At 66.3% G+C, this 12,638-nt stretch carries 12 protein-coding genes; 9 read left to right on the plus strand and 3 right to left on the minus strand.

Going from position 1 to position 12,638, the window contains the following annotated elements:
* Positions 1 to 37: 37 nt before the first annotated feature.
* The 4 genes from ACV22W_RS06765 to ACV22W_RS06780 all read left to right on the plus strand — a co-directional run bounded on the left by ACV22W_RS06765 (position 38) and on the right by ACV22W_RS06780 (position 4,050).
* Complete coding sequence (locus ACV22W_RS06765; protein WP_448018481.1) at positions 38 to 1,438, plus strand: cytochrome ubiquinol oxidase subunit I; 1,401 nt, start codon at positions 38 to 40, stop codon at positions 1,436 to 1,438.
* A gap of 3 nt (positions 1,439 to 1,441) precedes the next feature.
* Positions 1,442 to 2,449 (plus strand): cytochrome d ubiquinol oxidase subunit II, encoded by a 1,008-nt coding sequence (cydB, locus tag ACV22W_RS06770; RefSeq protein WP_448018482.1) that lies wholly within the window; start codon positions 1,442 to 1,444, stop codon positions 2,447 to 2,449.
* 176 nt (positions 2,450 to 2,625) lie between these two features.
* Positions 2,626 to 3,546 (plus strand): bestrophin family protein, encoded by a 921-nt coding sequence (locus ACV22W_RS06775; RefSeq protein ID WP_448018483.1) that lies wholly within the window; start codon positions 2,626 to 2,628, stop codon positions 3,544 to 3,546.
* A 90-nt stretch (positions 3,547 to 3,636) separates the two neighbouring features.
* Positions 3,637 to 4,050 carry a VOC family protein gene (locus ACV22W_RS06780; RefSeq protein ID WP_448018484.1) on the plus strand — a complete coding sequence of 138 codons (414 nt, stop codon included), beginning with the start codon at positions 3,637 to 3,639 and terminating at the stop codon, positions 4,048 to 4,050.
* Between the two features lie 119 nt (positions 4,051 to 4,169).
* Here ACV22W_RS06780 and trpS read toward each other — a convergent pair whose 3' ends face one another.
* Complete coding sequence (gene trpS, locus ACV22W_RS06785) at positions 4,170 to 5,183, minus strand: tryptophan--tRNA ligase (RefSeq protein WP_448018485.1); 1,014 nt, start codon at positions 5,181 to 5,183, stop codon at positions 4,170 to 4,172.
* Between the two features lie 209 nt (positions 5,184 to 5,392).
* Entirely contained in the window at positions 5,393 to 5,563 is a 171-nt protein-coding gene (locus ACV22W_RS06790; RefSeq protein WP_448018746.1) for a hypothetical protein, read from the minus strand.
* A 500-nt stretch (positions 5,564 to 6,063) separates the two neighbouring features.
* Between ACV22W_RS06790 and ACV22W_RS06795 the strand changes: the two genes are divergently transcribed.
* The 4 genes from ACV22W_RS06795 to argE all read left to right on the plus strand — a co-directional run bounded on the left by ACV22W_RS06795 (position 6,064) and on the right by argE (position 9,815).
* Entirely contained in the window at positions 6,064 to 7,410 is a 1,347-nt protein-coding gene (locus tag ACV22W_RS06795) for a flavin-containing monooxygenase (protein ID WP_448018486.1), read from the plus strand.
* A gap of 125 nt (positions 7,411 to 7,535) precedes the next feature.
* Positions 7,536 to 7,973 (plus strand): RidA family protein, encoded by a 438-nt coding sequence (locus ACV22W_RS06800; protein WP_448018487.1) that lies wholly within the window; start codon positions 7,536 to 7,538, stop codon positions 7,971 to 7,973.
* Positions 7,974 to 7,981: 8 nt separating this feature from the next.
* Complete coding sequence (locus tag ACV22W_RS06805; protein WP_448018488.1) at positions 7,982 to 8,659, plus strand: DUF1028 domain-containing protein; 678 nt, start codon at positions 7,982 to 7,984, stop codon at positions 8,657 to 8,659.
* Entirely contained in the window at positions 8,652 to 9,815 is a 1,164-nt protein-coding gene (gene argE / locus ACV22W_RS06810; RefSeq protein WP_448018489.1) for an acetylornithine deacetylase, read from the plus strand. Before ACV22W_RS06805 ends, argE begins: the two co-directional genes overlap by 8 nt.
* Before the next feature lie 66 nt (positions 9,816 to 9,881).
* Here the strand turns inward: argE and ACV22W_RS06815 are convergent, their stop codons facing one another.
* Complete coding sequence (locus ACV22W_RS06815) at positions 9,882 to 10,805, minus strand: LysR family transcriptional regulator (protein WP_448018490.1); 924 nt, start codon at positions 10,803 to 10,805, stop codon at positions 9,882 to 9,884.
* Between the two features lie 325 nt (positions 10,806 to 11,130).
* Here ACV22W_RS06815 and ACV22W_RS06820 point away from each other — a divergent pair, with 325 nt between their 5' ends.
* Positions 11,131 to 12,552 (plus strand): purine-cytosine permease family protein, encoded by a 1,422-nt coding sequence (locus tag ACV22W_RS06820; RefSeq protein ID WP_448018491.1) that lies wholly within the window; start codon positions 11,131 to 11,133, stop codon positions 12,550 to 12,552.
* The last annotated feature ends 86 nt before the right edge of the window (positions 12,553 to 12,638 follow it).

Raw genomic sequence — 12,638 nt, forward strand, 5'->3', positions numbered from 1 at the left:
GAGCTGACGTTCTCACAACCACGAGCAAATTACGGTCATGGAAATCTTCGATGCGTTCCATCTCGCCCGATTGCAATTCGCGTTCACGGTGTCGTTCCACATCGTGTTTCCGGCGATCAGCATCGGCATGGCAAGCTTCCTGGCGGTGCTGGAATGGCGCTATCTCATCACCGGCGACGCCGCCTATAAATCCATGTTCCAGTTCTGGTCGAAGATCTTCGCGATCGGCTTCGGGATGGGCGTCGTCTCCGGCGTCGTGATGGCGTACGAGTTCGGCACGAACTGGGCGGGCTTCTCGCGCGTCGCGGGCAACATCACCGGCCCGCTGCTCACTTACGAAGTCCTGACTGCCTTCTTCCTCGAGGCCGGCTTTCTCGGCGTGATGCTGTTCGGCTGGCAGCGCGTCAGCCCGCGTGCGCATTTCTTCGCGACGCTGATGGTCGCGGTCGGCACGCTGATCTCGACGTTCTGGATCCTCGCGTCGAACAGCTTCATGCAGACGCCGCAGGGCTACAGGATCGAGAACGGTCTCGTCGTGCCGGTCGACTGGTTCAAGGTCATCTTCAACCCGTCGTTCCCGTATCGCCTCGTGCACATGACGATCGCCGCGTTCATCGTCGCGGGCTTCATCGTCGCCGCGTGCGGTGCGTGGCACCTGCTGAAGGGGCGCCGCGACGAGCCGGTGAAGCGCAGCTTCTCGATGGCGTTGTGGATGCTGCTGCTGCTCGCACCGATCCAGATCGTCGTCGGCGATGCGCACGGGTTGAACACGCGCGAATACCAGCCGGCGAAGATCGCGGCGATCGAGGGGCTGTGGGAAACCGAGAAGGGCGGCACCGCGCTGAACCTCGTCGGTCTGCCCGACATGCAGGCCGAGACGACGCGCTATGCGATTCAGATACCGCACCTCGGCAGCCTGATCCTCACGCACAGCTGGGACGGCGAGATTCGCGGGCTGAAGGAATTCCCGGCGCAGGATCGCCCGTATTCGCCGATCGTGTTCTGGACCTTCCGGATCATGGCTGGCCTCGGGATGCTGATGCTGCTTACCGCGCTGCTCGGCCTGCTGCTGAGAAAGGGCGGGCGCCTGTATGAAACGCGCTGGTTCCAGTGGTTCGTCGTGTGCATGGGGCCGTCGGGCATCGTCGCGCTGCTGGCCGGGTGGATCACGACCGAGGTCGGGCGGCAGCCGTGGACTGTATACGGCGTGCTGCGCACCGTCGATTCGGTCGCGCCGCTCAGCGCGCAGCAGGTCGGCGTGTCGCTGCTGATCTTCGTGGTCGTGTATTTCCTGGTGTTCGGAACGGGGATCTACTACATGATGAAACTGATGAAGCGCGGGCCGGCCGCCCAGGCCGGATACATCGAGCTGCACCGGCATCCGGGGCTGCGCAAGAGCGCGCTGTCCACGCCGCTGAACGTCACCGAAGCGGAGTAAGCCATGCACATCGATCTTCCTGTCGTGTGGGCCGCGATCATCGGCCTCGGCGTGTTCATCTACGTGATGCTCGACGGTTTCGATCTCGGCATCGGCCTGCTGTTTCCGTTCTTCGACGCGAAGGCCGAACGCGAAGTCATGCTGAATACCGTCGCGCCGGTATGGGACGGCAACGAGACCTTTCTCGTGCTCGGCGGCGCGGGCCTGTACGGCGCGTTTCCGGTCGTCTACTCGACGCTGCTGCCGGCGAACTACCTGCCGCTGATCCTGATGGTGGTCGGACTGATCTTCCGCGGCGCCGCGTTCGAATTGCGTGCGAAGGCGAACCGCACGCAGCACCTGTGGGATCTCGCGTTCATCGGCGGCTCCGCGCTGGCCGCGTTCTGCCAGGGGATCACGCTCGGTTCGCTGCTGCAGGGCATCCGGATCGTGAACAACGAGTTCGCGGGCGAGCCGTTCGACTGGCTGTCGCCGTTCAGCCTGTTCTGCGGGATCGGCGTGCTCGTCACCTATGCGACGCTCGGCTGCGGCTGGCTGATCCTGAAGGTCGACGGCGAACTGCAGCGCAAGATGCGCATGCTGATGAAGCCGCTCGCGGGCGTGCTGCTCGCGGTGATGGGCGTGGTCAGCCTGTGGACCGTGATCGGGCTGCCGGCCGTCGCGCATCGCTGGTTCGGCAGCGGCAACCTCGGCTGGTTCCTGCCGGTGCCGATCCTCGTCGTCGCGTGCGTGTGGGGCATCTTCCACACGGTGAAGCGCGAGCACGAGGCGACGCCGTTCCTGCTGACGCTCGCGCTCGTGTTCCTCGGCTACACCGGCCTCGTGATCAGCATCTGGCCGAACATCGTGCCGCCGTCGCTGACGATCTGGGACGCGTCGTCGAGCCATTCGAGCCAGCTGTTCGCGCTCGTCGGCACCGTGATCGTGCTGCCGGTCATCCTCGTGTACAACGCGATGCAGTACCGTGTGTTCCGCGGCAAGGTGCGCGAGGGCGACGCCGGTTATCACTGACCGGCGCGCCTCTGTGACGGGGCAGAGCGTGCGCGGGCGTATCATCACGCGCAAGCGCGGTGAATCGCGTCACCCGGCCCGGTAACGACCGGACAGCGGCCCGCCACACGCGGGCCGCTGCACATCGGGCGGCGGCGATCCGCATGGCGTATTTCATCGGCAGTCGAGACAACACCATGATCGTCAGACCACGACAAAACTGGCTCAGGATGCTGTTCGTATGGAACGGCTCCGTGCTGCAGTCGATCATTCCGCAACTCGTGTTCATGGCGATCGTCAGCACGCTGGCGGTCTTCACGAACGGGCGCATCTTCGGCGAGAAGATTCCGCTGAATACCGCGCCGTTCACGCTGTTCGGGCTGGCACTCGCGATCTTCCTCGCATTTCGCAACAACGCGAGTTTCGAGCGCTTCAAGGAGGCGCGGCTTCTGTGGGGCAATTTGCTGATCGCGGCGCGCACCGTCACGTCGCAGCTGCGGCGCTACCTGCCCGACAGCGTCGGCGACGCGGAGCGCAACCAGCTCGCGGATATGCTGATCGCGTTCACGTATGCATTGAAGCATCAGCTGCGGCATACCGATCCCGAGCAGGACCTTCAGCGCATCCTCGGCGCCGAGCGGGCCGCCGCATTCGCGCACAAGTGCTACCAGCCCGTCGCGATTCTCGATGACCTGCGCGGCGGAATCGTCCGCGCGCTGGGTCGCGCGCCGGGCAGCGAAGCTACGTGCTGGATGTTCGATGCGCAACTGGCGGAGTTGGGCAAGGCGGTGGGCGGCTGCGAGCGCATCCTGACGACACCGATCCCGTTCTCGTACAGCGTGCTGCTGCATCGCACCGTCTACGCTTATTGCGTGCTGCTGCCGTTCGGTCTCGTCGATTCGACGGAATTCTTCACGCCGCTGATTTGCGTGTTCATCTCGTACACGCTGATCGCGCTCGAAGCGATTGCGAACGAGGTCGCGGAGCCGTTCGGGCTTGCGCCGAATGCGCTGGCGCTCGATGCGATGGCACGCACGATCGAACGGTCGGTGCTCGAGCTGGGCGATCGCGCGATGCCGGAGGAGTTCGTGCCGGCATCGACGTATCAGATCACGTAAGCGGCACCGCGACGCGCGTCGCAGACGACATCGGCGGGGTGGATTCAGGAAGTTTGTGTAGACTCGTGCTCGTTCAATGGAGCCAACATCATGCAACTTCTTGACCACGTGTCCATCGGCGTTCCGGACATCGACCAGGCCCGCCCGTTCTACGACGGTGTCATGGCTGCGCTGGGCGCGACCAAGGTTTATGACCGCGGCACCGCGCTCGGTTACGGCGAACGTTGCAGTGCCACCGACACCGCATCGACCTTCCTCGCAATTTATCTGGATCCCGCCGAAATCGGGACGAGCAAGCGACACTGGTGTTTCAAGGCGGCTTCCCGCCAGCAGGTGCATGCATTTTTCGAGGCCGCGCTGTCCGCGGGCGGGCGGCCCGACGGCGACCCCGGCTTGAGGCCGCACTATCACGCCGACTACTATGCGGCCTTTGTCGTCGATCCGGCCGGCAACCGGATCGAGGCCGTGTGCCACGCTGCGCCATCGGCGCACGGGCGGTCGTGACGGCACTCGCCGACGACCGATCGCCAGCGGCACGGCGTTGTGCCGGCGGGTAGCGGACAAGCGCGGCGCCGGCATGCCGCCGCGCCTCGCCGCCCGGCCGCGTTTGCTGCGCGCGCCGCTCAATCGAAGTACGTCAGCCCCATCGCGCCCTTCACCTCGGCCAGCGTCGCGCCGGCCACCTCGCGCGCATGCATCGTGCCGTGCTTCAGGATCGCCATCACCTCCGCCTTGTCCGCCTCGAATTCGCGACGACGCGCGCGGATCGGCTCGATCAGCGCCTGCAGTCGTTCGTTCAGCACGCGTTTGACGACGCTGTCGCCGAGGCCGCCACGGCGATAGTGCGCCTTCAGTTCGTCGACTTTCTGCACGTCGGGCTCGAACGCGTCGAGGAACGTGAACACGACGTTGCCTTCGACCTGGCCCGGATCGTTCACACGCAGGTGGTTCGGGTCCGTGTACATGTCCTTCACGGCCTGCGCGATCTCGTCGGGCGTCGAGCCGAGCGTGATTGCGTTGCCGAGCGACTTGCTCATCTTCGCCTTGCCGTCGATGCCCGGCAGCCGCGTGACCGCCGACAGCACGGCCTCGCATTCCACCAGCACCGGCTTGTCGACCGTCGCGTTGAAGCGGCGCACGAGTTCGTTGGTCTGCTCGATCATCGGTAGCTGGTCGTCGCCGACCGGCACGTGCGTCGCCTTGAACGCGGTGATGTCGGCGGCCTGGCTGACGGGGTAGGTCAGGAAGCCGGCCGGGATGTCACGCTCGAAGCCGCGCAGGCGGATCTCTTCCTTGATGGTCGGATTGCGCTCGAGGCGCGCGACCGTCACGAGGTTGAGCAGGTATTGCGACAGCTCGGCGAGCTCGGGCACCTGCGACTGGACGACGATCGTCGAGATCGCCGGATCGATGCCGACGGCCAGGTAGTCGAGCGCGACCTCGATCACGTTCTCGGTGACGCGCTGGCGGCGGCCCATGTTGTCGGTCAGCGCCTGCGTGTCGGCGAGCAGCAGGAACTGCGTCGCTTCGTGCTGCATCTGCACGCGAGCGCGCAGCGAGCCGATGTAATGGCCGAGATGCAGCGGGCCGGTCGTGCGGTCGCCGGTGAGGATGGTCGGTCGGGTCGGGTGCGTCATGGTGTGGATTGGCTCCGGGTTATCGAAGCCACCAGCCATGACGTGAGCGCAGAAACGACAATGCCGCCATGGCTGGCGGCATCACGTTCGGGACATGCAAAAGGAAACGGGCCGCCTGGGTCAGGCGCGCCACCAGCGATGCACGTTCGGCGAGGCAGGTTTGGTTTCCATTGCGCGAGTATAGCGTAGCGTGGGGGCGGGCGTGCGCATCAGCGTATGACCGACTCCATTGCGAGGTAGGCGGTTTCGGCCGACGGCCACAGCAGGTACAGCAGGCCGGCCATCAGCAGCAGCGCGCAGACGCGTGCCAGCGGCGTGCTGTCCATATCGCTCAGGGTGCGGATGTGCTGCTTCAGTTTCTTCATTACTTGCAGGCGCAACGTGCGCCACTCCAACGGTTGCTGCAACGGGGCCGGGTGGGGGCGCCGTGGTGTTGCGGGGTTCAACGGGGGCTGGGTGCGGTTGGGGAACCGTGTCGTCTGGACGGGGCGGCGGGGCTGGCAGGTTGCGGTCAAAAAAGGGACAGTTGAACGCTGTTTGGCTGCCGTCCATTCCAGGTGACGGGCATCCTACCAGTTTGGCGATATGGACACAGTCAAGAATTGTCGGGACAGGCGTCGAAGCGGCACGGCACGCGTACTGGTTCGGGCTTCTGTCGGGTCGCGCTCGAATTTGCGGTGATGTCGCTCGTCATGGCACCCGGCATGACCGCGATCGACGCCTTGGCGTTCAGTCCGGGGCTGCGTTGGGACAGTTTTTTTCTCGTCAACAACCACAAAAAACATCATTTCGCCCACGCGGGCCTGTCAGCAGAATGTCTCCATTCCCGCTCGCACAACGACACGAGCGTCGCAGCGAGCCGCACTTCAAGGAGACAGCCGTGGCAGTGGAAACAACCTCAATCGATACGCTGGTCGTCGGGGCCGGCCAGGCCGGCGTGGCCATGAGCGAGCACCTGGGCAAGCTCGGCGTGCCGCATCTCGTGCTGGAGCGCGACCGCATCGCCGAGCGCTGGCGCACCGGGCGCTGGGATTCGCTGGTCGCGAACGGCCCCGCGTGGCACGACCGTTTTCCGGGGCTCGAATTCGACGGCCTCGATCCCGATGCGTTCGCATCGAAGGACCAGGTCGCCGACTACTTCGAAGCCTATGCGCGCAAGTTCAATGCGCCGATCCGCACCGGCGTCGAAGTGAAGAACGTCGTGCGCAACACGGGCAAGCCGGGTTTCATCGTCGACACCTCGGACGGCACGATCGAGGCGAACCGCGTGGTCGTCGCGACGGGCCCGTTCCAGCGCCCGGTCATCCCGCCGATCGCGCCGGACGATGCCGGCCTCATGCAAATCCACTCGGCCGATTATCGCAACCCGGCGCAATTGCCAGATGGCGCGGCGCTGGTGGTCGGCGCGGGTTCGTCGGGCGTGCAGATCGCCGACGAGCTGCAGCGCGCGGGCCGGCAGGTCTATCTGTCGGTCGGCCCGCATGACCGCCCGCCGCGCGCGTATCGCGGCCGTGACTTCTGCTGGTGGCTCGGCGTGCTCGGCGAATGGGACAAGGAAGTCGCGACGCCCGGACGCGAACACGTGACGATCGCGGTGAGCGGCGCGCGCGGAGGCCACACGGTCGATTTCCGCGCCCTCGCGCACCAGGGCGTGACGCTCGTGGGGCTGACGAAGGCGTTCGACGGCGGCGTCGCGGTGTTCGAGCGTGATCTCGCGATCAATCTCTCCCGCGGCGACGAGAACTACCTGGCGCTGCTCGATGCGGCCGACGCGTACGCGGCGCGCAACGGCCTCGACCTGCCCGAAGAGCCTGACGCCCGCCGCATCCTGTCGAATCCGGATTGCGTCACGCAGCCGATCCTCGCGCTCGACCTGGCCGGCGCCGGCGTCACGTCGATCGTCTGGGCGACGGGCTACGCGGTCGACTACGGCTGGCTGAACGTCGACGCGTTCGCCGCGAACGGCAAGCCGCAGCACCAGCGCGGCGTGTCGAAGGAGCCGGGGATCTATTTCCTCGGCCTGCCGTGGCTGTCGCGGCGCGGCTCCAGCTTCATCTGGGGCGTGTGGCATGACGCGAAACACATCGCCGACCACATCGTCACGCAGCGCAAGTACCTCGACTATCACGACGCGTCGCAACGCCGCGCGCAAACGCGCACCGGGCACGAGGACACGTCGCACCCGGCGCAGGCCGATGCGCGCCCGCTGGTCGGCGCGATCGGCTGATACGCGCTCGCATCACGTTCCGCGCCCGGCAAGGCGCCCGGACGCGGCGACCCCGCTACAACCGGAACCCTGCCGCGACTGCTCCCGGCGCGGCGGGCGAACCCACCATCAATCGAAGGACCTCGATGAGCCAGCCTACCCACACCCGTATCCGCATGTTCAACACGAAGGGTACCTACCCGAACCAGACGCTCGACAACGACCTGTGCCAGGCCGTACGCGCCGGCAACACCGTCTACGTGCGCGGCCAGGTCGGCACCGATTTCGACGGCAACCTGATCGGCCTCGGCGATCCGCGCGCGCAGGCCGAGCAGGCGATGAAGAACGTGAAGCAGTTGCTCGAGGAAGCCGGCAGCGACATCACGCACATCGTGAAGACGACGACCTACCTGATCGACCCGCGATATCGCGAGCCCGTGTACCAGGAAGTCGGCAAATGGCTGAAAGGCGTCTACCCGATTTCGACGGGGCTCGTCGTCTCGGCGCTCGGCCAGCCGCAGTGGCTGATGGAGATCGACGTGATCGCGGTGATCCCGGACAACTGGCAGCCGAACCGCGCATAGGAGGCGACATGACTTTCTCCATCGTCGGGCGCTGCCCGGAAACGGGGCAGCTCGGTATCGCGATCAGCTCGTCGAGCATCGCGGTGGGCGCGCGCTGCCCGTGGGTGCGCGCGGGCGTCGGCGCGGTCGCCACGCAGAACGTCACGCTGCCGGCGCTCGGCCCGCAGATCCTCGACCTGATCGAGCACCGGCAGCTCGCACCGGCGGCCGCGCTCGACCGCGCGCTCAGCGCGAACGGCTGGAGCCAGTACCGGCAGGTCACGGTGATCGACGGACAGGGGCAGACCGCGTGCTTCACCGGCAAGGAGGCGCTCGGCACGCACCATGCGGTTGAGGGCGTGCAATGCGTGGCGGCGGGCAATTTGCTGGCCGCGCGGGGCGTGATCGACGCGATGGCGCGTGCGTTCGAGCAGTCGCCCGGGCTGCTGGCCGACCGCCTGCTGGCCGCGATGCACGCGGCGATCGCGGCGGGCGGCGAGGCCGGACCGGTGCATTCGGCGGCACTGAAGGTGGTCGGCGACGTGACCTGGCCGATCGTCGACCTGCGCGTCGACTGGGCCGATGCCGATCCGATCGGGCAACTGGATGCGCTGTGGCACGCGTATCGCCCGCAGATGCAGGATTACCAGACACGCGCGCTGAACCCGACTGCCGCGCCGAGCTACGGAGTGCCGGGCGATGAGTGACACGTCGAGCCGCGCATTGCTCGAACGGTTGATCGGCTTCGCGACGGTCAGCCGCGATTCGAATCTGGCGATGATCGAATTCATCGGCAATTACCTCGACGGCCTCGGCGTCTCGAGCGAGCTGTTCTATAACGCGGAACGCACGAAGGCGAGCCTGTACGCGACGATCGGGCCGCGCGATCGCGGCGGCATCGCGCTGTCGGGCCATACCGACGTGGTGCCGGTCGACGGGCAGGCGTGGACGGTCGAGCCGTTCCGGCTGACCGAGCGCGACGGCCGGCTGTACGGGCGCGGCACGGCCGACATGAAGGGCTTCATCGCGTCGGTGCTCGCGGCCGTGCCGGCGTTCGTCGCGCGGCCGCTGCGCTTGCCGGTGCATCTCGCGTTTTCGTATGACGAGGAAGTCGGCTGTCTCGGCGTGCGGCCGATGCTCGATGCGCTGGCCGCGCGCGAGCACCGGCCGCGCCTGTGCCTGATCGGCGAGCCGACCGAACTGAAGCCGGTGCTCGGTCACAAGGGCAAGCTCGCGATGCGCTGCCACGTGAAGGGCGCCGCGTGTCACTCGGCGTACGCGCCGCTCGGCGTCAACGCGATCGATTACGCGGCGAAGCTGATCGGCCGGCTCGGCGAGATCGGCGTGGCGCTCGCGCGGCCCGAGCATCACGACAGCCGCTTCGATCCGCCCTTCTCGACCGTGCAGGCCGGGTTGATCAAGGGCGGCCGTGCGCTGAACATCGTGCCGGCCGAATGCGAATTCGACTTCGAGGTGCGGGCGCTGCCGGCGTTCGACGCATATGAAGTCCCGAGAAAGCTGCAGGATTATGCGGAATCCGAACTGTTGCCGAAGATGCGCGCGGTGCAGCCTGATACCGATATCCGACTGCAGCCGCTCGGTGCGTATCCGGGGCTCGCGACGTCGCCGGACAGCGAAGCCGCGCGGCTGCTCGCGATGCTGAGCGGCTCCGACGCGTTCGGCACGGTCGCGTTCGGCACCGAGGGCGGCCTGTTCGGGCAGGCCGGTATTCCGACCGTGGTATGCGGGCCGGGCAGCATGGACCAGGGGCACAAGCCCGACGAGTTCGTCACGGTCGAGCAACTGCACGGATGCGACGCGATGCTGGGCCGTCTCGCGGCGTATCTCGCTTCGGGGGATTGATCCGGCCGCGGAGCGGCATGCCACGACTCGCACACCGCCGTTCCGCGGTGTGTGCGCTTTTTCTTCCTATCGCACCGATTCCGCGACGATCTGCGCCAGCCGCTCGCGGCAGAACTCGACGAACGACTGCGCCTGCTTCGTCAGCTGACCGCGCTTCAACCGCGCGCTCACGAGCCCAGACGGACTCACCGTTTCGCTGAGGGCGATCGTCACGACGCGCCGGCCATCGTACGTGTATTCGGAGTGCGGCCGCGTGACGAGCAGCGAGAAGCCGAATCCCTGGCCGACCATGCCGCGCACCATTTCGATCGACGGCGAAGCGAACACGATGTTCGGCGTGAGCCCGAGCTCGCGAAACAGGCTGACGAAGTACGTGCGGCTCGGCAGCACGTCGAGGAGAATCATCGGCTCGACGCTGAGGTCGTGCAGCGACACGTGCGACTGGCCCGCGAACCGGTGGTTCTCCGGCAGCAGCACGTATGGCTGCTGCGGCGGCATCAGCGGCTCGGTTTCGATCGTACCGTCGAGATCGTGGTCGTAAAGGAACGCGAGATCGAAGGTGCCGGCCGTCAGGCCCTGCACGAGCTCCTGCTGGTCGCCGTCGCGCAGCCGGATGTTGACGCCCGGATAGCGCTCCCGAAAACCCGCGATCAGTTGCGGCAGATAGAGCGGCGCGACGGTCTCGAAGCAGCCGATGTCGATCTGCCCGGTGATCACGTCGTTGTCGGCGAGCGCGTTCTGTTCGAATTCGTGCGCGATGCGCAGCAGTTCCTGCGCCTTCCGGTAGAAGCGCGTGCCGGATGGCGTCAGCGACACGCCCTGCGCGTGATGACGGATGAACAGCTTCACGCCGAAGCTTTCCTCGAGCCCCTTGATCGCGCTGGAGATCGACGGCTGCGCGATGAAGAGCTGGCGCGACGCCTCGGCGACGCTGCCGGATTCCACCGTCGTCACGAAATATTTCAGTTGCCGCAAAGTGTAGTGAGCCACAGGCACCCCTGATACTCGGCCCCGGCGCACATGCGGCGCCGGAGCGCGTAATCGGTCCATCGTTTCGGGTAGCACCTTACCTGAAGAAAATCGGCGCCGACATTTCCGCTGCAGAGCTTTTTCGTATGTCTCGGAAATATTTTTAGTAATTTCCGGGCGCCGCATGCGTGGCGCACCATCGTCTCCAATCCGGATCGCGACAAAAGCGCGCATGCGCGCGGCGGACCGCCGCCAGCGTATCCGGACCCGATTGCAGGCGCACGCTTCGGCGCGCGCCGGCTGACACGGCACGCGCGCATCGCCGCGCAGGACAGGAGACTTCGCCATGACGACCGCGGACCGCAACGCGTCCCCCATGATAGAGAAACACACGATCGGCTACGTGCCGCCCGCAGAACGCCACGGCAAGGTGCGCGACCTGTTTACGCTCTGGTTCGGCGGCAATATCGCGCCGCTGCCGATCGTGACCGGCGCGCTCGGCGTGCAGATGTTTCACCTGAACCTGATGTGGGCGATCGTCGCGATCGTCGTCGGTCAGGCGGTCGGCGGCGTGCTGATGGCGCTGCATTCGGCGCAGGGGCCGCAGATGGGCATCCCGCAGATGATCCAGAGCCGCGCGCAGTTCGGATCATGGGGCGCGCTGCTGGTCACGGTGATCGCGGCGGTGATGTACGTCGGCTTCTTCGCATCGAACATCGTGCTGGCCGGCAAGTCGGTGCACGGCATCGCGTCGTCGGTGCCGGTGCCCGTCGGCATCGTGATCGGCGCGGTGGGTTCCGGGCTGATCGGGATCGTCGGCTACCGGTTCATCCACATCCTGAACCGGATCGGCACGTGGGTGCTCGGCATCGGTATCGTGGTCGGCTTCTGGATGATCCTGTCGCACGTGAGCACCGCCGATTTCCTCACACGCGGCGGCTTCGACTTCGCCGGGTGGCTGGCGACGGTGTCGCTGTCCGCGTTGTGGCAGATCGCGTTCGCGCCGTACGTGTCTGACTATTCGCGTTACCTGCCGGAGGACGTCGGCGTCGCGTCGACGTTCTGGGCGACCTATCTCGGCTGCACGATCGGCTCGACGCTCGCGTTCATCTTCGGCGCGGTCGCGGTGCTCGCGGTGCCGGCCGGCGCGGACACGATGGATGCGGTCAAGCAGGCGACCGGCCCGCTCGGCCCGCTGATGCTGGTGCTGTTCCTGCTGAGCGTGATCAGCCACAACGCGCTGAACCTGTATGGCGCGGTGCTCGCCGTCATCACGTCGGTGCAGACCTTCGCGTACAAGTGGATTCCGACCGCGAAGACGCGCGCGGTGGTGTCGGTGGTGATCTTCGTCGCATGCTGCTACGCGGCGATCGGCGCGTCGACGAACTTCGTCGGCAATCTCGTCGATCTCGTGCTCGCGCTGCTCGTCGTGCTGGTGCCGTGGACGGCGATCAACCTGATCGACTTCTATGTGATCCACAAGGGCAAGTACGACATTCAGTCGATCTTCATGGCGGACGGCGGCGTGTATGGCCGCTTCAATCCGCAGGCGCTGCTCGCATATGCAATCGGGATCGTCGTGCAGATCCCGTTCATGAACACGCCGATGTATGCGGGCCCGATTCCCGCGCATCTTGGCGGCGCCGACCTGTCGTGGCTCGTCGGGCTGGTGCTGACGTCGCCGCTGTACTACTGGCTCGCGACGCGCGACAGCGCGTACCGGCGCCGGCAGACGGGCGCGCAACTGCCGTCGTCGGCGGCGCGGTAAACGGATCGTCTCTCGACGTGACGAAAGGAAGCGGCCGCCGCATCGGATGCGACGCGGCGGCCGGGAGACGGGGAAGAGGGGCGGCG

The organism is Burkholderia sp. AW49-1 (assembly GCF_053427845.1).

What these genes read in the sequence shown, in the direction of transcription:
- ACV22W_RS06805 (WP_448018488.1), top strand. Translation starts at nt 7,982, where the DNA reads ATGACTTTCTCCATCGTCGGGCGCTGCCCGGAAACGGGGCAGCTCGGT.
- ACV22W_RS06780 (WP_448018484.1), top strand. Translation starts at nt 3,637, where the DNA reads ATGCAACTTCTTGACCACGTGTCCATCGGCGTTCCGGACATCGACCAG.
- ACV22W_RS06775 (WP_448018483.1), top strand. Translation starts at nt 2,626, where the DNA reads ATGATCGTCAGACCACGACAAAACTGGCTCAGGATGCTGTTCGTATGG.
- ACV22W_RS06765 (WP_448018481.1), top strand. Translation starts at nt 38, where the DNA reads ATGGAAATCTTCGATGCGTTCCATCTCGCCCGATTGCAATTCGCGTTC.
- ACV22W_RS06800 (WP_448018487.1), top strand. Translation starts at nt 7,536, where the DNA reads ATGAGCCAGCCTACCCACACCCGTATCCGCATGTTCAACACGAAGGGT.
- cydB (WP_448018482.1), top strand. Translation starts at nt 1,442, where the DNA reads ATGCACATCGATCTTCCTGTCGTGTGGGCCGCGATCATCGGCCTCGGC.
- trpS (WP_448018485.1), bottom strand. Translation starts at nt 5,183, where the DNA reads ATGACGCACCCGACCCGACCGACCATCCTCACCGGCGACCGCACGACC.
- ACV22W_RS06820 (WP_448018491.1), top strand. Translation starts at nt 11,131, where the DNA reads ATGACGACCGCGGACCGCAACGCGTCCCCCATGATAGAGAAACACACG.
- argE (WP_448018489.1), top strand. Translation starts at nt 8,652, where the DNA reads ATGAGTGACACGTCGAGCCGCGCATTGCTCGAACGGTTGATCGGCTTC.